Raw genomic sequence first — 23,039 nt, 5'->3', positions numbered from 1 at the left:
AAACTTATGAAATTCAGTGAATCTTGGCTACGCGAGTGGGTTAAACCTGCTATTAACAGCGAAGAGCTAGCTCACCAAATCACAATGGCTGGTTTGGAAGTTGATGAAGTTGCACCTGTTGCTGGTGAGTTCACCGGCGTTAAAGTAGGTAAAGTGGTTGAGTGTGGTCAACACCCAGACGCAGACAAACTTCGTGTAACTAAAATTGATATCGGTGAAGAAGAGCTTTTAGACATCGTTTGTGGTGCTTCTAACTGTCGTCTTGGCCTAACAGTTGCTGTTGCGACGGTTGGTGCTGTACTTCCAGGTAACTTCAAAATTAAGAAAGCAAAACTACGTGGTGTTCCATCACACGGTATGCTTTGTTCTTTCTCTGAGCTAGGTATTGATGTTGAATCTGACGGTATTTTAGAATTACCAGAAGGCTCTACATTAGGTATGGACGTTCGTGAGCTTCTTGAGCTTAACGACGTTGCTATTGATGTTGACCTAACAGCAAACCGTGCTGACTGTTTCAGCATTCGTGGTTTAGCTCGTGAAGTTGGTGTTCTTAACCGTGCAGACGTAGTTGAACCAACGATTGAAGCAGTAGCGACAAGCATTGAAGATACGGTTTCTATTGAAGTTAAAGCAACTGAAGCGTGTCCACGTTACCTTGGTCGTGTTATCAAGAACGTAAATGCTAAAGCAGAAACGCCAATTTGGATGCAAGAGAAACTGCGTCGTTGTGGTATTCGTTCAATCGATGCGATTGTTGATATCACAAACTACGTAATGCTTGAGCAAGGCCAACCAATGCACGCGTTTGATCTTGCAAAGATCGACGGCGGCATTGTGGTTCGTATGGCTGAACAAGATGAGAAATTAACTCTTCTTGATGGCAACGAAGCAAAACTAAACAGCAATACACTTGTTATCGCTGATCAAAACAAAGCACTAGCAATCGCTGGTATCTTTGGTGGTCAAGAATCAGGTGTGACTTCTGAAACAACAGATATTATGCTTGAGTGTGCATTCTTCGCACCTGATCACATCCGTGGTCGCGCTCGTGCATACGGTCTACACACTGATTCATCTCTACGTTTTGAACGTGGTGTTGATTCTACATTACAAGCGACAGCGATGGAGCGTGCAACACAGCTTATTGTTGAACTTTGTGGTGGTGAAGTAGCTCCTGTTGTTGCTGTTGAATCAGAAGCTGATTTACCAAAAGCAAACACAGTTGAATTACGTCGTAGCAAGTTAGATGGTCTATTAGGTCATCACATCCCATCAACAGATGTGGTTGAGATCCTTACTCGTCTAGGTTGTGCAGTTGAAAGTACTGACACAGGTTGGACTGCAAGCTCTCCATCATGGCGTTTTGATATTGCAATCGAGCAAGACCTAATTGAAGAAGTAGGTCGTATCTACGGTTACAATAACATTCCTAACCAAGCGCCTGTTGCTGCACTAAACATGAACGATCACAAAGAAGCAAACCAACCGCTTAAGCGTGTTCGTGATCTTCTTGTTGACCGTGGTTACCACGAAGCAATTACCTACAGCTTTGTAGAGCCAGAGCAACAAAAACTGATTGTGCCTGAGATTGAGCCGTTAATTCTGCCATTCCCAATCTCAGCTGAAATGTCAGCGATGCGTCTAAGCCTATGGACTGGTTTGATCAATACCGTTGTTCATAACCAAAAACGTCAACAACCACGTGTTCGTTTATTCGAATCTGGTCTACGTTTTATTCCTGAAGAATCAGCAGAAAACGGCATGCGTCAAGAAATGATGCTTGCTGGTATCATTGCTGGTACTCGTGGTGAAGAACACTGGGATATCGCAACAAACACTGTTGATTTCTTCGACCTTAAAGGTGATTTAGAAGCAGTTCTTGAACTAACAGCTAATGAATTAGCGTATGAGTTTAAAGCGGCTAAACACCCAGCACTTCACCCAGGCCAAACAGCAGCTATCGTTGTTGATGGTAAAGAAGTTGGTTTCATTGGTACAGTACACCCAGAGCTAGAGCGTAAGTTTGGCTTAAACGGTCGTACAATCATGTTTGAAATCGAGTGGGACGCAATCAATACTCGCGTTATTCCAGAAGCTGCATCAGTATCTAAGTTCCCTGCAAACCGTCGTGATATCGCGATCGTTGCAGACGAAGCAATTGCTTCTGGTGACATCGTTGCTGAATGTCTAGCATCAGGTGGCGAGCTATTAACTAGCGCGAAACTGTTCGATGTTTACCGTGGTCAAGGCGTTGAAGAAGGTAAGAAGAGTCTTGCAATCGCACTGACACTTCAATCTGTTGAGCGTACGCTAGAAGAGGCTGATATCACTTCAGCTGTTGATGCTATCGTTGCTGCAATTGGTGAGAAGTTCTCAGCAACACTGCGTGACTAATATACTTCTTTTTTAACGAAAGAATATAAGATCCAGTACCGACATTTGTTGGTGCTGGATTTTTTTATTCAAAATTTAAGATTTATAAATTAATCTCGATGATACATTCATGCATCTTATGTGAAACATATTAACTCCACCTTATTAACGCTAAATCAGTAAAGAAATAGGCGCTTTCAGTATATAATCCTGAAACCATGATAAGTGTGAGTTTATGGTTATTTAGCGGCTAAAACTAACTACAACATAATCATATAGATGGACTATCTTCAAATTTATTAATAAAAGTTTGGCCTTTATCACAGAGTTAAAAACAGAGTTTTATCCTGTTATTTGTGAATATTTAGGTTTAGATATTATTTCAATAACTTAGCATGGCAAATAATAAGAGATTTCAGTAGATAAGACTTATAAACTTGATCTTTATCTCATAAATGCAGCATTAAATTTTAGAAAAAAGTTGGCGAAAATCAGTCGGTTGGCATACACTGTCATTAGTTAAACAATGCAGATGCATCGTACTAACTGTTCAGTTTCCAGTTACAGCAATGCTGTGACTCTGTCTAACGTAACTTGAGGGTAGTTTTTATGGCACTCACTAAAGCTGATTTGGCTGAGACCTTATTTGAAAAAGTTGGATTAAGTAAACGCGACGCCAAGGAAACGGTAGAAGTATTTTTCGAAGAGATTAAGCAAGCTCTAGAGAGTGGTGAGCAAGTGAAATTATCAGGATTTGGTAATTTTGACTTACGCGAAAAGAGTGAGCGTCCTGGACGTAACCCAAAAACTGGGGAAGATATTCCAATTTCTGCACGCCGAGTTGTAACATTCAAACCGGGTCAGAAGCTGAAAGCTCGTGTAGAGAATCTACCTGTAGAAAAATAGTCTTGCCATTTTAGGCGAACAAGAGAGAAGCCGTGTGATGCAGTTAATCACATGGCTTTTTTATTGCCTGTAATATTAACTCTATGAAGTGAAAGGTTTATACCAATCGTAGTATAACTGCATTGAATTTTTTGATTGTAGAATAACGACTTATCGAAACTATTTCTGATCATTTACGACAGTGATTGGTATTATTCAGGTTGTTATCACATATTTGTTTTTAATTTGTTATTGTTTTGTTTTTGTGATGGTACAGTTTTTAGTATTAAGTTTTACTAAAAACAGGAAGTGCCGATGGATCGCATTGCATTTATTAAAGACACACTGGATTTCTCTAAGCCAATAAAGTGCACAACTTGGTTATTAGACAATGGAACGCAAGTTAATTATTTAGCTAGAGGAATCATCGAAATTGTTCCTAAAAATCCATCAAGTAAAGCAATCGTTTTATCTTCAGGTATTCATGGAAATGAAACCTCACCAATTGAAATCCTTAATGACATAATCAACGATATTCAAGATGGCTCATTAGTATTGCAGCATCCATGTTTGTTTATCTATGGGCACCCAGCAGCAACGCATCAACATATTCGATTCATTGATACCAATTTAAACCGACTGTTTTTACACCACCAAGCACCAGACGATGCTATTCAAGAAGTCGCTATTGCTAATCAATTAATGTCTTCTGTTGATGATTTCTATGCTAAATATTCTGAAAAAGAAAAATGGCATTTAGATCTGCATTGTGCGATTAGGCGTTCTAAACATTATACTTTTGCAATACATCCTTTTAATCGTCATTATCAACGCTCTGAACTATTACTTCAATTTTTAAAACAGGGTCAGATAGAGGCGTGTTTATATTCAGATGCGCCAGCATCTACTTTTAGTTGGTACAGCGCAGAGCATCATGGAGCACATGCGGCGACGGTTGAGCTAGGGAAGGTATCCCGAATGGGAGAGAATGATTTCTCGTTGCTGAGTGGTTTTATTCAAGAGTTAAAGCGATTTATTTCTTCTTCAGATACGAATGCTACGGAACTAAGTAATAGAGAGATTGCGGAGTATCAAGTCACTCGAAGCATTATGAAAAAAAGTGATAAATTTGAGTTCTCTTTTGCAGCGGATTTATCAAACTTTACCTATTTTGAAGAGGGCGAGTCATTAGCTCTTGATGGTGTTGACCACTACAAAGCAAATAGTGGTGGTGAATCGGTTGTATTTCCTAACGCCAATGTAGAGATTGGCCATAGAGCGTGTTTGCTCGTACAAAAGTGTAAATAATATGCTTATCTGTCTTATAAATTGAGTCGATGAAGTGGAAGGCTTTACCTTGGACAGTAGCTTGATATGATAGAGAAAAAATAAATAAGGGCACTATTATGACAGCACCAAGCTGGGATCTTTCTATCGCATTCCAATCACTTCAAGATCCAAAATTAAAACAGACCATTTCTCAATTAGAGCAACAGATTGCCGATTTCCCGCAGTTAGACTCTGATGCCGCTGTATCGCAATTGCAGCACGCTATTTTAATGAAAGAAGCTATCACTGTGAATCTTGCAACCGTGGCCAGCTATGCAAACTGCATTGCCTCGGTTGATTCTGCGAATAACGAAGCAAAAGCCTTAGTTAATCACATGACAAAGCTAGGCTCTGCATTATCACAAGTATTCAGCCCATTTTTAGATAGTATCGTAAATTCACCTCTTGAACAGTTTGAGCAGATCATTTCAGAAAATGAAGAGTTGAATGCACATCGTTTTCTGCTTGAAGAAGAGCGCAAGCTTGTTGAAAACCGCTTAAGTGTAAAAGAAGAGCAATTGCTGTCTGCGATGAGTGTTGATGGTAAAAATGCATGGGGTAAGTTATACGATAATATAACAGGCTCTATGAAGGTCACATTGGAACTTGCTGATGGTACAGAAGAAGTGATGGGACTGTCACAAGCAGCAAGCATTTTATACGGCAGTGATACCTTACGTAGAGAACCTGCGTGGCGAGCGATTCAACAAGGTATGAAACAGAATCAAGAGAGTTTCTCTGCCATCTTAAATGCGCTAGCAGGTTGGCGTTTAACGGAATATCAAAAGCGCAGTAAAGAAAAATCGGTTCACTTTCTTGAGCCAAGTTTACATGGCAGCCGAATCGAACAAGCGACACTAGATAGCATGATGTCTGTGGCGAAAAAGAATCGAGAAGTAGGACAAAAAGCTGGGCGATTAATGGCTAAAATGTTTGGAACAGAGCAACTAACGCCTTGGGACCAACTTGCATCAATGCCACCATTAGTTGGAGAGGCTTCTAATTATAGTTTTGATGAAGCCATTGATATCATAAAAGATGCATTTTCAGGTGTCTCTCAAGAGATGGCTGATTTTGTTGATGTAATGGTGAAAAACGGTTGGATAGATGCAGCACCACAAGAAACCAAACGTCTTGGTGCTTATTGTACAAAGTTTGCTGACTCACGTACGCCATTGGTCTTCATGACGTGGGGTAACAGCATGTCTGATGTGCTTACTCTTGCTCACGAACTCGGGCATGCGTTTCATAACTGGGTAATGCGAGACATGCCATTGTGCACGACACGTTACCCAATGACACTTGCTGAGACAGCATCTATATTTGCTGAAAACGTAGTACGTGATGCTCTGCTTGCAAAAGCGAAAACCAAAGAAGATAAAATTGAAATGTTATGGGAAGAGTTGTCATCAGCATTGGCATTGACGATTAATATTCCTGTTCGTTATGAATTTGAAAAAGCATTTTATGAGCAGCGTTCATCAAAAGAGCTTGGTGCCGAGGATTTATCTGAGTTAATGCGTGTCACTTGGGAAGAGTGGTATGGTAACTCAATGAGTGAAGCTGATTCACTTTTCTGGGCAAGTAAATTGCATTTCAGTATTCCTGAAGTAAGTTTCTACAACTACCCATACTTATTTGGTTATTTATTCAGTATTGGTGTGTATGCACAAAGAGAAGCGAAAGGAGCTGATTTCTATGGAGATTATATTAATCTTTTAAGAGATACAGGAACCATGCGAGCTGAAGAAGTGGTACAAAAACACTTACAAATGGACTTAACACAAGAGACCTTTTGGCAGCAGAGTTTGGATAGAGTTAGTAAGCAAATTGACGAATTTGAACGTTTGATTAGCGAATAGAATTGAACAGTAAATAATAATACCAATTCCATTAATTAGTTGTTCATTATTACAGGTTAAATCACTCAATAGTTGCGTTAAAAATTATTATTGTAGAATAACTACTTATAAGAATTTTTGCCTTACTCTTAAGTGATTTTCCTGCGTAATAAATAGATCACCTAATTAGTTACATTGGTATAAAAAGCGCCTCACTGAAAAGTAGAGGCGCTTTTTTATCTATCAAACTTAAACTAACAGTAATTAGTCACGGAAGTTAGTGAATTGGAAAGGTTGACCAAAATCACCTTCACGAACTAATGCCATTACCGCTTGTAGATCATCACGCTTTTTACCAGTGATACGCAATTGTTCACCTTGAATCGCTGCTTGAACTTTGATTTTAGATGCTTTGATTTCTTTTACTAATTTTTTAGCAATTAGCGTATCAACACCTTGTTTAAAATCGATGTCTTGGTAAAAATTCTTACCTGAGTGAACCGCATCTTTGATATCCATAGCACGAGCATCAACGCCACGTTTTGCTAGGTTACCACGAAGAATATCAACTAGTTGAGACAGTTGGAAATCATCTTCAGCTTTGATTTTGATGTTTTCGCCTTTAAGTTCAAAGCTAGCGTCAACGCCACGAAAATCAAAGCGAGTTGCAAGTTCACGTGTTGCGTTATCAACCGCATTCTTCAGTTCTACATTATCAACTTCAGAGACAATATCAAAAGCAGGCATAGTTTTAATCCTTAAATTAACGAGATGTTTTAATAGTATTCGATAACATGTCTAACATAGCCACGGTATCTTCCCAACTTAAACATGGGTCTGTAATAGATTGACCATAAGTTAGGTTATTTAAATCCGTCATTGGTTGGTTGCCTTCAACAATGAAGCTTTCAGCCATAATACCAACAACTTTATTGCTACCAGATTCGATTTGAGCACAAATATCTTTGGCTACATCGAGCTGGCGGCGGTGTTTTTTCTGACAGTTAGCATGACTAAAGTCAACGATTAGGTGAGGAGGCAAATCAACATCCGCTAAACGTTGACAGGCATCTGTCACTGAATCGATATCGAAGTTAGGCTTATCATTACCACCACGAAGGATCACATGACCAAATGGGTTACCCGCAGTGCGGTAAACTGTCATACGGCCTTGTTTATCTGGCGAGTAGAAAAAGTGAGAAGCTTTCGCTGCACGAATCGCATCCATAGCAATTTGAATATTACCATTTGTACCGTTTTTGAAACCGACAGGGCATGATAATGCAGATGCCATTTCACGGTGGATTTGAGATTCAGTTGTACGAGCGCCAACAGCACCCCAAGTGATCAAATCAGCAATATACTGACCTGTGATCATATCTAAAAACTCAGTCGCTGTAGCTAAACCCAGTTTGTTGATATCAAGGAGTAGTTTACGAGCCTTATGTAAGCCAGCTTCAAGTGCATAGCTGCCATCTAAATTAGGATCTGTAATTAAGCCTTTCCAGCCCACAATCGTGCGCGGTTTTTCAAAATAAGTACGCATAACGATGAAAAGCTCATCTTTATACTGTTCTTGAATGTTTGCTAAGCGTTGTGCGTAATCCAATGCTGCTTCTGTATCGTGTACAGAGCATGGTCCCACAACAACTAAAAGGCGCTTATCTTTGCCAGTTAAAATTGCTTCAACCTGCGCACGAGATTGCTCGATATGTTCAGCAACATCGTCCGTAATAGGGTGAGCAGTCGTAAGCTCAGCTGGCGTTGGCATTGGGCCTAGAGGCTGAGTACGAAGTTCATCTGTTTGAAATGGCATAAAAGTTCGCCTGTTAATTCTTTTTTAATACACACCGACTAAGATAACGGAAAATGAGAGGGGATGAAACCCAAAACTTTTATTGTTAGCCACAATAAGTAAATAAAAGTTAACTTGTTGTATCTTTTGGACTTGAGTTGTTGGCAATGTATCGGTATGTTCACATTAATAATAACATAAATGGTATTTACGCGTTTACTGGAGCAAGCATGACAGACACAATTTTACCAACACTTAATCGTGTTGCGAGTTTACCTTCATATCAATCAGAAACAGACTCAGACGCTTCACTGTATGTATCTATTGCTGCATTAATTCAAGAGCATTTGTTTTATCACCCAAAAGCAGTAATCAAAGCACCTGAAATGACGTCAATTGATGCTCAAAGTTTTGCTGCAATCATTGAAAGCGCGGCAGATGGAAAAACGCATTTTATTGATACACTAGCAAACGTGATTCTATCGAATGTTACTGAAGCGACAAAAGAAATCAAAATTGCATTTTCAGATGCGGATAGCGCGGCTTTTGCAGGCCTTCTTGCTGGTCAACTAGAAGAGAAAGAAGCCAATCCAATGATGGGAGTTCGAGGTGTAACTCGATACGCTTCTGACGCTAGCGCCGATCAATTTGCACTAGAGTGTGAAGTGATCAAAAAGGTCATTGCAAACACATCAGCAAGTGTGCAAATCGTCGTACCATTTGTTCGTAATTTAAGTGATGCTGCAACCATTATTGATCGCTTAGCGATTCAAGGTTTACCGCGTGGTTTAGATAGTTTAAAAGTACACTTTGTGTGTGATGTGCCAGCTGCAGCATTAATGGCAGATAAATTACTGCAATACTTTGATGGTATGGTGATTAATGTTGATACATTAACGCAGTTTACATTAGGTGTTGATAAGCAAAATGAAGCATTAGAACATCATTTTGATCCACAAAACGATGCGGTTATACACCTTATTGGACATGCAATTCAATCAGCGAATAAAGCAAATAAGCCAGTGTTAACCACCATTGATGAACTGGCTCAAAACCCTCGTATTCAAGAGTTGTTAGAGCAACTGAATGTCGTAGATGTTGTAGTTACAGCGTAACTTAATGTTATTAAGTAGCAATAAAAAACGCCTTTATTTCGTTAAGCAATAAAGGCGTTTTTTTGTATCATAAGCTGTTTAATTATTTTTCGTCAGATATCTTTTCTATATCAATAATCTTTGAACGGTTAACAATGATTTTCCAGCGGTGCAACTGCGTGCTGTAATCATCCATTGTCTCTCTAATGACCAAATTAATTAAATGACGTTTCTCAACAGATTCTTTACTGACTTGACCATCATTTAAGTGATAAATCTTTTGAGACCCTTTCTCCATTAAACGAGCGATAGGGCGCAAATCAATCAGCATGGTTTCACGAGTTTGTTCATAACCACTCATGAATTTGGTAATGGCCATTTTAGTTTGACTTTTATAGGCTAAAACCACTTCTTCACGTTGCACAACACGGTGTTTACGTAATTTTTGAATATCAGAATCAAGCTCAGCAAACGTCATGTAATCAAGCCATTCTAATTTTCTTCCAACATAAGTATTACTTGTTGGGTCAAGGTAGCGTTTACGCCACTTAGGTTGTCCTTTACGTATCCAACGCCACATTACATCACGTAAGTCATCCTTAAAGACTTCACGCATGGCATAGATAAATGAGACCGCAAAAATGAAAGAGGCCGTAATTTCCCCCAAGAAACCACGAGCTTGAATCACCATTAATGATACAAAGATCATAACCACAGCCGTCGCACCGCCTTTTACCATGCGCTTAATATGTTTACCTAAAGCAAGGTTCTTTTCTTTAAGTACGATAGGGAATTCGATTAAACGACGTAGTAAACGCATTTTGTTTGACATACGAGTGATATCTTCCCGAGCTTTACGAGAGTTATAACTCTTATCTAAACGATGTAGATCTTCTTTTTCACAGAAATCGATAAGCTTCTCTTTCACTTCTTTATATTCTTCATTACGCGGCATGTGCGCAATCAGAGAAAGAAACTTCTGCTCGGTGTACCAAGAAAGGTAATTGTCGATGTTTGCGTAGTAACGCTTTAGCGTATCGTCATAAGGTACGTTACGACGTAACTTTCTAAGGATATCAATTGCGAGTTCAATAGCATCTTCAACTTCCTCGTGCGTAATGTCGTCACGAGTCGTATCGCTTAGTTGTTGTATCGCTTTCTCTAATGCAAGTGCATATTGATAGGCGTATAAACTCAAACTTAAACGATATTGTTCGCTCGATAAACGTCCACGTTGTGCAAGGCGAGAGTGCACAAGAGGTAGGTGGTTTTTATCACTAAAATAGGTTCGTTGGCTTTGAATCGAGTTGTAATAAAACTCAGATTCAGAAATCATATCCTTGTTTAATCCAAGCTCACCAGGAATAAAAAGAAACATTTCTAGTTCATGTTGTTTGGATTCTTCAACAATATGAGAAATTTTTAGTGATAAGCCATCCTTCTTACCAACTGTAATCACAGGAAATTCCTATAAAAATGCTAATTCATACAGCAAGCATATCAGAGTTCGGGTATAATCACCGAGTATTTTATTTAGGAATTGAAGTAATGGTTAAAATTGGTCAAATCAACAAATTAGAAGTAACAAAAACCGTAGATTTTGGTGTCTTTTTAGATGGCGAAGATTTTGGTTCAATTCTTCTTCCAAGTCGTTTTGTTCCAGAAGGCACAGAAGTAGGCGAAGCACTGGATGTGTTTATCTATTTTGATTCAGAAAATGAAGTGGTAGCAACAACTGAAACGCCAAAAGCACAAGTGGGTCAATTTGGACTAATGAACGTGATCGGTACAAACAGTATCGGTGCATTTGTGGATTGGGGCATTGCGAAAAAAGATCTGCTTATTCCATTTAGTGAGCAACGTGGTCGTTTAAATGAAGGTCAATCAATCCTTGTTTACGTATACACAGATAAAGCCTCTGGTCGTATCGTAGGAACAACACGTTTCAACAAGTGGTTAGATAAGACACCAGCAAACTACGAGAAAGGTCAACAAGTTGATATCTTAATTGCTGAGCGAACAGACCTTGGTTACAAAGCCGTTGTGAATGGCGAGCATTGGGGATTAATTTTCCACTCTGATGTATTTGGCAAACTGTTCATTGGTAAGCAACTAAAAGCATTCATTAGTGATGTGCGTGAAGATGGCAAAATCTCATTATCACTTCAACGTCCAGGTAAAGCACGTATGGATGACTTAAGTGAAAAAGTGATTGCGACATTAGAGAAGAAAGACGGTTTCTTACCGCTAAGTGATAAATCATCACCAGATGCTATTTTTGCTGAGTTTAGAACCAGTAAAGGCACGTTTAAGAAAACCATTGGTGGTTTATATAAAGCAGGCAAGATCACCATCGAAAAAGACGGTATTCATCTAGTTAAATAACGTTTTTACCCCAAAAAATAGCCCGTAACTATTCCTGGTCACGGGCTTTGGGAAACGGCTCATCGCGAGCCTTGCGCTAATAATAAAATGGAAAGCATTACCTTATTTAGCGTAGTTCAAGGGCTCGTCCTGTCCAGTTTTTCTTCAATTTATTTTCTTCAATTAGATATCTTGATAATGGGTGATTTTATTACGTCCATTATGTTTTGAGTAATATAGCGCTTTATCCGCTTGTTCAATCACATCATCTAATAGTACGTTTGGTTTATTAATTGTCGTAATCCCAGCGCTCAGAGTAATGTCTTCATGAAGCGTATTATAGTTTGAGATTTGTGTACGTATTTGGTCGGTAAATTCAATCACTGACTCAATGTCATTATCTCGAATAAAAAGAATAAATTCCTCACCACCATAACGACCAGCTAACACATTAGGGTATTGAGCCATTGTTCTACCCACGATAGCGATCACCTTATCACCGACTAAATGTCCGTAATTATCATTAATACGTTTAAAGAAATCGATATCCAATAAAATAATCGAATAGGGCTTAAATTTATTATTACTGTTACTCGATTTTATGAGTGGTGATACCTTGCTATGAAACGTTCCACGATTGTATAAGCCCGTTAGATAGTCTCTATTAAGTACATTAACTAACTTTCTGTGGCGATGGTTAAGTAACAACATCAAAATCAAGATTAAAGCCGTTAAGCTGATCACTAAAGTCAGTAAGCTATACAGTAATGTATTTGTAGGTTGATTTAATTCATCGCGCGAAATACCAGAAATGATCGCCCAGTCCAAATAAGGGTAATAGATAAACAACACATCTTTTTGGTATGTTTTATTATCTAAAGTAATTTGGTAAGTGTAATCCTCAATATCCATACGAGAATGATCATTTGAGGTGGTTTGGTGTTGATTCATTTGTAAATTGTACGTATGAGCAGATTGGCGTATCTTCTCTAACAATCCATCAGCGTGAGAGCCTATTAGATCACGAACATTTTCGCCTTCATAGCTAGGGTGCAGCAATAACTTACCATCTAGGTCGATGACATAGACATAACCAGTCTCACCATATTGATATTTATTTAACTTGCCTTTAAGTAAGCTTTTATCAATAAAGTGAAGAAGTTCGTCCTTATAAGCACTTGCCGATACGATAAGATCAGAATCAGGTAAATAAACGGAGTAAGTGATTTTCTTTCTTGGCTTCTCATCTCCAGGGTTTGTCCATAAATACTCAACAAAATTATCATCATTGCCAATTTGTTGCTGAATATGCAGGTACTGGCCTACATTACGACCCTGAAAAATAGGGTGGTAAAGCAAATCCCCGTTTGAGTTTAGAATGTAAGGATAGCCAGTGTCTCCAATTTTGCTGTCGTTAATATAGTCTTGTATGACTCTTTTTTTTTGCTCAGCACTTAATACTGGAGAGTTTTGAATTTGAGAAATAAATTCAGCAGAGGTTGTCACTATGCCTTTTAAATAACGTTTGATAGATTCATTAAGTGCAGTGTCTACAATATCGTAACTGGCTTCAATTGAGTTGTTGAATGCCTGAAAGGATGATGTTTTGATTGTTTTTTCAACAGATTTAAAGTTTTTGACACTAAACGTGAGTGAAATAGCAGCCATCCCAACCAAGAGTAAGATGATAATTGGTTGTAAGAACGATAAGCGCTGAAGACGAGATTGAGGCATAAGATAAAAATCCTTTTAACGGTACATGCAATTGTATTGGAAAGTATGGACTCTATCAATATGTTCTGATTTTATTCGGATTGAATGAGAAATAGACAAACGATTGATAATGAAAAAAAATTACTTGCAGACTGATTCTGAACTCGATAATATCAGCCTCGTTCTAAAGGAATGCGTCTGTAGCTCAGTTGGTTAGAGTACTACCTTGACATGGTAGGGGTCGGTGATTCGAGTTCACTCAGACGCACCATTCCTTCTGTTTGTTTTTGTCAAACAACAACTATTGATTTAGTCACAATAGGTTTTATAGAAGATTTAGAACACAGTGCGTCCGTAGCTCAGTTGGTTAGAGTACTACCTTGACATGGTAGGGGTCGGTGATTCGAGTTCACTCGGACGCACCATTATTTAAACGAAGAAGCCCACCTAGTGTGGGCTTTTTTGTGCCTGCGATTTGTTGTTTTAAATTTAAAATACTAAATATGGCCTCAACTCCTCAAGATTCCCTAAGATAATCTGCTGTCCTTTGGGGTTCGAGTTCAATACATTGATATCAATATTATATGCGTCTAAAACATAGCGTACTAAAGCAGCGTTAGTCGTTATGTGCAGGTTTCCATTTTTCATACCGTAATCGTTAGCAATGATCGCTGCTTGAGCTTCAGTTAATCTAGGGTCTGGCATTAATTCGATATAAAGCTGAGTGTTCCAAGTTTCATCTTCATCTTTTCCCATTACAATTCTATCGTTGATATCTGGAATACCTCGAATACGACTAAGAACAAAATCTCTATAGCCTTTGGCATGTTCACAATAAGCACGAACATGCCAGCGCAAAGGGGTACAAACGAGCGTATGTGGAGAAATAATTCGTTCAACTTCCTCGCCATCCCTTAATGATGTGTAGCTTATATCGACACGTTTTTTATCTCGAATAGCTTGAACTAGCGGACGTAAAATGTCCGGTGAGATATTCCGTGTTACGGGACGGACCATTGTTGTATTTTCAAAGCCCATATCAAGCTCATCAAAAGTTACCATCATGTCTTCAGTGCGAGATAAAACATGTAAGTACTCGTCTGCATGACCTATTGTAAGCTTAGGAGTAAAGCTCTCACTGGGTTTATAGCCTTTTAAATGTTTGTCGTAGATTAGGTTATCTGGTGCGATATTTGCTAAATAACTGTTTATATCTTTTGATGCTTGTTGGCGACCAATACCAAAGCTTTGGATTAGATGATTGGTAGTCAACCTTCCTTCCCATAACGCAATAATCTCAATCATTCTGTATCGAAAAAGAAGATCCCATCGAATTGGCCATTTGGTCATAGTTCGTTTCCTACCTAGTTATGCTACGTGTATATGTAATCAGTATTTACCTGTCGTTAATGACGTCATATTATAATCTGGTTAATTAAACATCAATAGCTGTTGGGGTAGAATTGTATGAACATATCGACAGAAGCATTTGCGAGTTTTGATTTTAAGCTTACTCCCGATCCTTCACCGCTTGATCAGTTGATCACAGAATCACTCGAAAATCACATTGAAATCAATGGACCTAAATCGGGAGCTTTACTCCCATTACCATTTCAGACAGGAATAGGCAAAACATACACGGCATTAAACTTTTTACTCCAGCAGATGTTAGATGAAGTACAAAATGAGTTGAAGGATGCACAAAGCGGTAATAAATCCAAACGCTTACTCTATTACATTACTGATTCAGTAGATAACGTAGTAAATGCAAAAGCAGATTTATTGGAATTGATTGAGAAGCAAACAATTAATGGAGAGCCACGTTTTAGCGCAGAGCAGCAAGAGTATTTAAAGTCGCAAATGGTCCATTTACCCAACCAGTCAGAGCAGTTATTGCAATGTTCTGATGCCATATTAAATGAAATTTTAAATGGATTTGATTTGAACGTCGATCGTGATGTTAAAGCAGAGTGGAATGCCATATCTGGTTTAAGGCATCATGCGAGCAAGCCGGAAGTTAAAGTTTCTTTGAACAGGCAGGCTGGTTACTTTTATCGTAATTTAATTGCTCGTCTACAAAAGAAACAAAAAGGGGTCGATAGAGTCTTGCTGAAAGGCTCGTTATTGACCTCTGTAGAAGCACTGTTACCAGGAGAGAAAATCCGTAATGGAAGTGCTCATGTTATTTTTTTAACGACTAGCAAATTTTTAAAAGGTTTCCATAATACTCGTGCGCGTTATAGCCCTTTACGCGATTTAAGTGGGGCGTTACTGATAATTGATGAAATCGACAAGCAGAATCAGGTCATTCTTTCTGAATTGTGTAGGCAGCAAGCGCAAGACTTAATTTGGGCGATAAGAACCTTGAGAGCAAACTTTAGGGAGCATCAACTTGAGAGTTCGCCTCGTTACGATAAAATTGAAGAATTGTTTGAACCACTCCGTGAGCGACTTGAGGAGTTTGGCACTAAGTGGAATCTAGCATTCGCATTTAATACAGAAGGGCCTAACTTGAACGAGCGACCTGTTCGGTTGTTTTCAGATAGAAGCTTCACGCATGTAAGCAGTGCGACTCATAAGCTGTCATTAAAATCAGATCTATTGAGACAGAAAAATCTCATATTCAATGATGAGAAAATAGAAGGTCCTCTCATTGGAAATAATGGCCTTTTAACCCGCTTTGTCAATGAAGCCGATATTATATACCAGTGGTTTCTTGGCACAATGCGTAAGGCTGTGTTTCAGTACTGGGAGAACGTTCGTAGCCTTGAAATTGAAGGACGTGAAAATCGAAGCCTAGAAGGAACATTTCAAGAAGCAGTTCAATCTCTGCTTACTCACTTCAACTTGCAAGAATTTGAATCTGCTGTTTACGAGTCATTTGATACTAGGGGGCTACGGCAATCAGCGGGCGGTAAAGCGAACAAGTTAAGTTCTAGCAAGAGCTATCATCATACTGGATTAAAACTTGTTGAAGTTGCTCATAATCAGGGAACTCGAGATACTGTAAATTGTAAAGCGTCATTCCTAAACCTTTCACCATCGGGTGTTTTGGCAGATATGGTGGATGCAGGAGCAGTCATTCTCGGTATCAGTGCAACAGCAAGAGCAGATACCGTAATACATAACTTTGATTTTAAATACTTGAGTGAGCGTTTGGGTAAAAAGCTTTTGTCTTTGTCGAGAGAACAAAAGCAGCGGGTAAATGATTATTATCATAGTAAGCGCAACTATAAAGATAATGGTGTGGTTTTAAAGGTTAAGTATCTTAATAGTCGAGATGCGTTTCTTGATAATTTGTTAGAAGAATATAAGCCGGAGGCTCGCTCAAGCCACTTTATCCTAAATCACCATCTGGGTATTGCCGAGTCAGAGCAGGCATTTGTTCGGAGCTGGTTGTCTAAGCTCTTAGCTAGTATTAATGCGTTTATATCAGTTCCTGATAATCGTTATATGCTGTCGCTGTTAAACCGTAATCTTGACACAACACGTCAGGATATCAATGACTTTATTCAGTTCTGCTGTGATAAATGGGCAAAAGAATTTAATGTCGAAACCAAGACATTTTTTTGTGTCAATGCTGATTGGATGAGACATATTGGGTATGATGAAATTTCCAATCACCTAAATACGGTTGCAGGAAAAGTCGTTGTATTTAGCACATATGCTTCAATGGGCGCTGGTAAAAATCCTGATTATGAAGTTAATTTAGCGTTGGAAGGCGAAAGCCTAGTATCCGTTGCAAATGTTACTTATAGCAAGCAGCAACGTAGTGATATAGATAGCATTTATCTTGAAAAACCAACTCAGTTATTGTTGTCAGACGATTACTCACATACTGCTAACCAGCTTTGTCAATTCCACCAAATTCTATCTTTGCAAGAGAATGGAGAGCTGTCACCAAAAAGCGCTGAAAGCTGGTGTCGCCAACAACTTATGGGCATTAGTAGAGAACGCTCTTTACAGCAATATTACCAAACAAGTGACTACCAAAGTGCGGTAAGGAAGTATGTTGAACAAGCGGTTGGTAGAGCTGGGAGAACGTCTCTGAAACGAAAACAAATTCTCTTGTTTGCTGATTCTGGTTTGAAAGAAATTCTGGCAGAAGAGAGTAGAGACACAAGCTTGTTTTCTCATGAATATGTTGCTTTGGTTGATAAAGCGAAATCAGCGAATAAGTCTTTAGTTGAGGACAGGGTTGTTCGACGGTTATTCAATCTTGCTCAAAGAAACAACAAAGACGGTATGCAGTCAATCAAAGCACTAGTAAACCGTCTACATAATCAACCTGCATCCGACAGTGATATTCAAGAGTGGCAAGACATTAGAACTCAGTTACTTCGTTATCCGACGGTGGGTTTTCAGCCAGAGAGATTCAATCGATTGTACTTACAGTCGATGACCAAAGGGTATTACCGTTACCAAGGTAATTTAGATGGTGATCCGAATGCTTTCGAGTTCTTTGATAGAGTTCCTGCGGGCTATATGGTTTCAGAAGAGTCCTGTAGTTTGGCAAAATTAGTTCAAAACCAGTACGTAAAGCCGTGGTTTGAGTTAAGAGGTTTTGCTTGTTCTTGGAAGGAAGAAGATTACGTGATGACTCCCGTTATGTTTACCAACATTTATAAGGGAGCGTTGGGTGAGCAAGCGGTAGAGGCGGTGCTAACAGCATTCGATTTTATCTTTGAAGACGTTCCAAATTCTATTTACGAGCGATTTGATAATAGAGTCAAATTTGCAGGGGTTGAGCAACCGATCTGGCTAGACAGCAAGTACTGGAAGCATGAAGGTAATGAAAGCATTGAAGACTACAGTTCGAAAATTGCGCTAGTAGAAGAAGAGTTTGGACCGTCGAAGTTTATTTATGTTAATGCGCTAGGGGATGTATCAAAACCAATTAGGTATTTGAATTCATACTTTATCGAAACGTCACCACCGTTAGCCAAGATCATTGAAATTCCGGCATTAATTGACGGTAGCAATGCAGAAACAAACCTAACATCAATACAGGAGTTGATAAAATGGTTACACAACAGCTAGAAAGTACGTCAATTGGTCCTTTATCAACCTTAATTGAAAAAATAACAATTGATACCGAGTGGGTTGATCAAAGCTTCGCGATTTACTGTGTCAGTTATAAAGGTATTGATGATAGCTCAGAACGATCTAAGCGTTTGGTGACATTAGCGTCTGAAATCTATAAATCAGGAAGTGTTTATTGCTTAGTCAAAGGTACCAATAAAGAAGCATGTTATTGGGTGCTGTTACCAAGGGATGTAAAATTAGAGCTCAAAGACACGTCTTTGGCTATTAAACCAAGTAGCGCTGCTGAGCTACCAACCTGGAAACTGGCTCGTTTGCTGATTAAAGCGATCCCCAAAGTATTGAGTAGTACTACGCCCGAGATAAAACGCTTTGAAAGTGAAGGTTTGTACTATCACGTTAAAAGTAAAAAGTTACCGAAAGGGCACCCTGGCTACGAATTAACTACTGTTGAAATCGATTTATTTCCATGTGGAGCGCTTCGAAATAAACAAGCACTGTCATTGAGCACTAAAACGTTTTCTCCTCTGTCTTGGTTTACACTCGAAAACGGAGAGATACAAAAAAAGGCAAAGTTTGCTACTCGTTATCAACTTGATGATGTGGGGATGTTGGTTAGTAAATCCCTAAAGGGCGACTACATCAAGAAGCCTCTTTACTCTAATACGAAGAATCGAATTCAGGCGATTGATATTACAAAAGAATCTTATAGTGGTTTTCAGCTATCTAAGGTCGGTATTCTTGAGCAGTTTATGCAAGATCTTAAGCAAGCTTATGGCGATTCAGTATCTTTGAACTTACAGCGAATTCCCGGAGAAAAACACAGATTTGTTTCAGATACGATTGTCAAAAATCACTATGTAGAAATATTTAATGCGTTAAAAGAGCATCGTTTAGTGATCTGTGATGTAACAGAAAACCAAGATACAGATGCTGCATTGACCCTGCTTCATGGTATCGATCACCTAGGCATAAACGCAGAAGTTGCTGAAGCTCCAATTCGTGGTGCATTGAATATCTTAATTGTTGGTAATAAAGAATCCTATCAGTCTGCCGAAGAAGACCCATATCAAGTTTATCGCAAAAAATACCAAGATACCGTTTTCCAGTCATGCTATCCAGAACGATTATGGGATCGCAGAGGACAGCCAAACCGTCATGTGGTGGAAGTATTGCTAAAAGAATTACTTATTAAGCTAGAAGTTTATACAAGAAAGCACCTGATTGAGTATCCAACTGGGCCAGAAGGGGGCGTATATTATATGCCTAAACGACCTCAAGACGAGTCTTCAGATATCAGAGATGGAGCATGGCCGGTTTATGCGTCTAAGTTAGTGGGTGATGAATGGCAATATACACAAGCGACTCAAGAGGAGCTTGAAGATCTTGAGCTTGATTTAGGTGATGATAAATGGCAAGTTTTTCAAGGCTATCAACGTTCCCCTGTTATCTATTGGCCTGAATCTGGTGACTATGCCATTTTCATTGATACAGATATTCAAATGCTGCCGGAGTTTGAAGCTATTGCAGAGCGGTTGCGTGAACTTAAAGAAGGGCGTTCACAAGATGTTCCAATCGCATTATTAACTCAGTTCATTGAAGAAAACCCAGATAGTAAAGTAGTCAATAAACTCAGAGCAATACTGTCGGAATGGGATGATACCGCCCCTTTACCGTTTGATTATTTTTCGACGATTTCGTACAAAAGTAATGATGAAAAACAATTTTACGATTGGCTGCGTGATCAAGGGTTCTTTTTAAAAACGTCAATGAGAGGGCAAAAAGAGGGATATTTTAACGCTTCTTTAGGTTTTTTCTATAACCGAGAACAGGGAATGTATTTTGCTGGTGGTAAAGGTAGTCCACAAAGCAAAATCGAAAACTTTAGCCATTTATACGTAATAAAACATTCGTTTGATGTGCTACCAGAAGAGGTTGAAAACTTGTTTGACGTTTATCACTTAAGGCACCGTTTACCAACCGTAACGCCTTATCCATTTAAGCATTTACGTGAGTATGCAGAGACGCAACGTTTTAAATCTTGATAACAGATAAGGAAATGAATCAGCTAGCGAATGAAACCAATGTTTTATTCGCTACTTGTGTCAAAAAACAGTAGAATTCACTCAATTATCCTTACTTTTATTGTTTGATTTTCAAGCAACTATCGCTAAAAGAAGAAAACTATGGACCACTCAGCACATAACAAACTCGTTTCATTTATTTGGTCGATTGCCGACGACTGCCTTCGTGATGTCTATGTTCGTGGTAAATACCGCGACGTTATCTTGCCTATGGTGGTGTTACGTCGTCTAGATACGCTTTTAGAACCATCAAAAGAAGCAGTATTGGAAGAAGTTAAATTCCAAAAAGAAGAGATGGATGAAACTGAGCTTGATGATGCTCCGTTATGTGCTGCATCAGGTTATGTGTTCTACAACACGTCCAAGTGGACTCTGCAAACGCTGTTTAACACTGCGACCAATAACCAACAGATTCTATTGGCTAACTTCGAAGATTACCTCAACGGTTTTAGCGACAACGTAAAAGAGATTGTTGAGTGCTTTAACCTGAAAGCTCAAATCCGCCACATGGCGGGAAAAGACGTTCTGCTAGATGTGGTTGAGAAATTCGTCTCGCCTTACATCAACTTAACGCCTGAGGTGAAAGAAGATCCTGAGGGCAACAAACTACCAGCACTTAGCAACCTTGGTATGGGTTATGTTTTTGAAGAGTTGATCCGTAAATTCAACGAAGAGAACAACGAAGAGGCGGGTGAGCACTTTACTCCGCGTGAAGTTATCGAGCTGATGACGCACCTCGTCTTTGACCCAATCAAAGACAATTTACCACTTTCAATCACAGTGTATGACCCTGCATGTGGTAGTGGCGGTATGCTGACAGAAACACAGAACTTTGTAGAAGAGAAGTACCCAGTATCAAACCGTGATATCTACCTTTACGGTAAAGAGATCAACGATGAGACTTACGCCATCTGTAAGTCAGATATGATGATCAAAGGTAACAACCCAGAAAACATCCGTGTTGGTTCGACCCTTTCTACCGATGAATTCTCGTCAGAACGTTTTGACTTTATACTCTCGAACCCACCTTACGGTAAGAGCTGGGCGAGTGAACAAAAGCACATCAAAGACGGTAAAGATGTCGTAGATGGTCGCTTTAAAGTGAAGTTAAAAGACTACTGGGGTGTTGAAGCTGAACAAGATGCGATCCCTCGTTCAAGCGACGGCCAGTTACTGTTCCTTATGGAAATGGTTACTAAAATGAAATCGCCGCAAGTGAGCCCACTAGGTGCTCGTATTGCTTCTGTTCACAATGGTTCAAGCTTGTTTACGGGTGATGCCGGCAGTGGTGAAAGTAATATTCGTCGTTTCATCATCGAGAATGACATCCTGGATGCGATAGTTCAGTTGCCAAACAACCTGTTCTACAACACGGGTATTACCACCTATATCTGGCTTCTAAATAACAACAAGCCTGAAAGCCGCCAAGGGAAGGTACAGCTAATTGATGCAAGCTTACTGTTTCGTAAGTTGCGTAAGAACTTGGGTAACAAGAACTGTGAGTTCTCACCAGAGCACATTGCAGAAATTGTCTCGACTTATCTAGATAACCAATCTGTTGAACGTGCCATCGATGAGAAAGGCGATTCGGTTGGTATTGCGGCCAAAGTTTTCAAAAACCAAGATTTTGGCTACCACAAAGTAAATATTGAGCGCCCAGACCGCCGCAGTGCTCAATTCCGCGCAGACCTAATTGAACCGCTACGTTATGAAAAATCGCTGCGTGAAGTGATGGAGTACTTGTACGCCGAATATGGCGAGCAAGTCTATGACGCTAGGTTTGTTAAAGACATTGAAAAAGAGATCACTAAGTGGTGTGAAGAAAACGATATCAGCCTAAACAAAGCAGCAAAAACGAAGTTGCTGGATACCAAAAACTGGATTAAACAGCGCACACTGGTTAATGCAGCGAGTCAATTACATAGCAAGATTGGTGATGAAGTTTACAACGACTTTAATCAGTTCAAACAATTAGTAGATGCAGAGCTTAAATCACTCGGTCTTAAACTCGCGGCAACTGAGAAAAAAGCCATTGTTGATGCGGTAAGCTGGTATGACGAAAATGCAGAAAAAGTCATCAAGAAAGTCGCTAAGCTCAAGCAAGACAAGTTAGATGACTTGCTAGAAAACTACGAATGCGAGATGCAAGATCTGCCCGATTTCGGTTACTACCCAACGGGTAATCACAATGAGTTCGTGACTTATGAGTCAAGTTCAGATCTGCGTGACAGCGAATCTGTACCACTAGAACAGAGCATCTATCAATACTTCCTTGACGAAGTAAAACCGCATGTTGATGAAGCTTGGGTGAACCTTGAATCCGTCAAGATTGGCTATGAGATCAGCTTTAACAAGCACTTCTATCGCCATAAACCACTGCGTTCAATGGATGAAGTGGCGAGCGACATTATTGCGCTTGAGCAAAAAGCGGAAGGTTTGATTGCTGACATTTTAGGTGTCTCTGTGGCTAAGGTTAAAGGGTAGGTAGATGAGCGATATTACGATTTCACAGATACCT

Annotated in this window: 14 protein-coding genes and 2 tRNA genes; 11 read left to right on the top strand and 5 right to left on the bottom strand. The window is 39.4% G+C overall.

Annotated features, from left to right (window positions below; genetic code table 11):
• Positions 1-6: 6 nt before the first annotated feature.
• The 4 genes from pheT (at position 7) to GNP81_RS06655 (ending at position 6,449) form a co-directional block, all read left to right on the top strand.
• Positions 7-2,394 (top strand): phenylalanine--tRNA ligase subunit beta, encoded by a 2,388-nt coding sequence (gene pheT, locus GNP81_RS06670; RefSeq protein ID WP_155674403.1) that lies wholly within the window; start codon positions 7-9, stop codon positions 2,392-2,394.
• A gap of 588 nt (positions 2,395-2,982) precedes the next feature.
• A complete protein-coding gene (gene ihfA / locus GNP81_RS06665; protein ID WP_005419121.1) occupies positions 2,983-3,279 on the top strand; it encodes an integration host factor subunit alpha in 297 nt (98 codons plus the stop codon).
• 294 nt (positions 3,280-3,573) lie between these two features.
• Positions 3,574-4,566, top strand: a complete 993-nt coding sequence (locus tag GNP81_RS06660) for a succinylglutamate desuccinylase (protein ID WP_155674404.1) — start codon at positions 3,574-3,576, stop codon at positions 4,564-4,566.
• A gap of 98 nt (positions 4,567-4,664) precedes the next feature.
• Positions 4,665-6,449, top strand: a complete 1,785-nt coding sequence (locus GNP81_RS06655) for a M3 family oligoendopeptidase (RefSeq protein WP_155674405.1) — start codon at positions 4,665-4,667, stop codon at positions 6,447-6,449.
• 243 nt (positions 6,450-6,692) lie between these two features.
• Here the strand turns inward: GNP81_RS06655 and GNP81_RS06650 are convergent, their stop codons facing one another.
• Together GNP81_RS06650 and GNP81_RS06645 are read right to left on the bottom strand one after the other, a co-directional pair.
• Positions 6,693-7,175, bottom strand: coding sequence for a YajQ family cyclic di-GMP-binding protein (locus GNP81_RS06650; RefSeq protein WP_005419131.1), 483 nt, complete (start codon positions 7,173-7,175; stop codon positions 6,693-6,695).
• A gap of 16 nt (positions 7,176-7,191) precedes the next feature.
• Positions 7,192-8,244 carry a 3-deoxy-7-phosphoheptulonate synthase gene (locus GNP81_RS06645; protein WP_011261854.1) on the bottom strand — a complete coding sequence of 351 codons (1,053 nt, stop codon included), beginning with the start codon at positions 8,242-8,244 and terminating at the stop codon, positions 7,192-7,194.
• A gap of 209 nt (positions 8,245-8,453) precedes the next feature.
• On the opposite strand from GNP81_RS06645, the gene GNP81_RS06640 reads away from it, so the two are divergent.
• A complete protein-coding gene (locus GNP81_RS06640) occupies positions 8,454-9,338 on the top strand; it encodes a putative PEP-binding protein (protein ID WP_005419135.1) in 885 nt (294 codons plus the stop codon).
• Positions 9,339-9,420: 82 nt separating this feature from the next.
• Here GNP81_RS06640 and GNP81_RS06635 read toward each other — a convergent pair whose 3' ends face one another.
• A complete protein-coding gene (locus tag GNP81_RS06635) occupies positions 9,421-10,776 on the bottom strand; it encodes a hypothetical protein (RefSeq protein ID WP_011261856.1) in 1,356 nt (451 codons plus the stop codon).
• Positions 10,777-10,865: 89 nt separating this feature from the next.
• On the opposite strand from GNP81_RS06635, the gene GNP81_RS06630 reads away from it, so the two are divergent.
• A complete protein-coding gene (locus GNP81_RS06630; protein WP_005419139.1) occupies positions 10,866-11,702 on the top strand; it encodes a CvfB family protein in 837 nt (278 codons plus the stop codon).
• A gap of 162 nt (positions 11,703-11,864) precedes the next feature.
• On the opposite strand, the gene GNP81_RS06625 is transcribed toward GNP81_RS06630, so the two are convergent.
• Positions 11,865-13,415 (bottom strand): diguanylate cyclase, encoded by a 1,551-nt coding sequence (locus GNP81_RS06625; protein WP_155674406.1) that lies wholly within the window; start codon positions 13,413-13,415, stop codon positions 11,865-11,867.
• A gap of 173 nt (positions 13,416-13,588) precedes the next feature.
• Between GNP81_RS06625 and GNP81_RS06620 the strand changes: the two genes are divergently transcribed.
• Both GNP81_RS06620 and GNP81_RS06615 read left to right on the top strand, forming a co-directional pair.
• Positions 13,589-13,665: transfer RNA gene (locus tag GNP81_RS06620), tRNA-Val, on the top strand.
• A gap of 77 nt (positions 13,666-13,742) precedes the next feature.
• A tRNA-Val gene (locus GNP81_RS06615) sits at positions 13,743-13,819 on the top strand.
• Positions 13,820-13,883: 64 nt separating this feature from the next.
• On the opposite strand, the gene GNP81_RS06610 is transcribed toward GNP81_RS06615, so the two are convergent.
• On the bottom strand, positions 13,884-14,744 hold the full coding sequence (locus GNP81_RS06610) for a helix-turn-helix transcriptional regulator (RefSeq protein ID WP_155674407.1): 861 nt from the start codon (positions 14,742-14,744) through the stop codon (positions 13,884-13,886).
• 117 nt (positions 14,745-14,861) lie between these two features.
• Between GNP81_RS06610 and GNP81_RS06605 the strand changes: the two genes are divergently transcribed.
• The 3 genes from GNP81_RS06605 (at position 14,862) to GNP81_RS06595 (ending at position 23,005) form a co-directional block, all read left to right on the top strand.
• Entirely contained in the window at positions 14,862-18,434 is a 3,573-nt protein-coding gene (locus tag GNP81_RS06605) for a hypothetical protein (protein WP_155674408.1), read from the top strand.
• The gene (locus GNP81_RS06600) at positions 18,416-20,482 is read left to right on the top strand and encodes a hypothetical protein (RefSeq protein ID WP_155674409.1); all 2,067 of its coding nucleotides are present in this window, start codon (positions 18,416-18,418) and stop codon (positions 20,480-20,482) included. Before GNP81_RS06605 ends, GNP81_RS06600 begins: the two co-directional genes overlap by 19 nt.
• 141 nt (positions 20,483-20,623) lie before the next feature.
• Positions 20,624-23,005: a type I restriction-modification system subunit M gene (locus tag GNP81_RS06595; RefSeq protein WP_155674410.1), complete on the top strand. Its 2,382-nt coding sequence runs from the start codon at positions 20,624-20,626 to the stop codon at positions 23,003-23,005.
• Positions 23,006-23,039: the final 34 nt, after the last annotated feature.

It is taken from the genome of Aliivibrio fischeri (genome assembly GCF_009727955.1).
In the GTDB taxonomy this organism is placed as follows: Bacteria; Pseudomonadota; Gammaproteobacteria; order Enterobacterales; family Vibrionaceae; genus Aliivibrio; species Aliivibrio fischeri_A.
The sequence above is the reverse complement of the archived record's forward strand: the minus strand, read 5'-3'. Positions and strand labels throughout refer to the sequence as shown.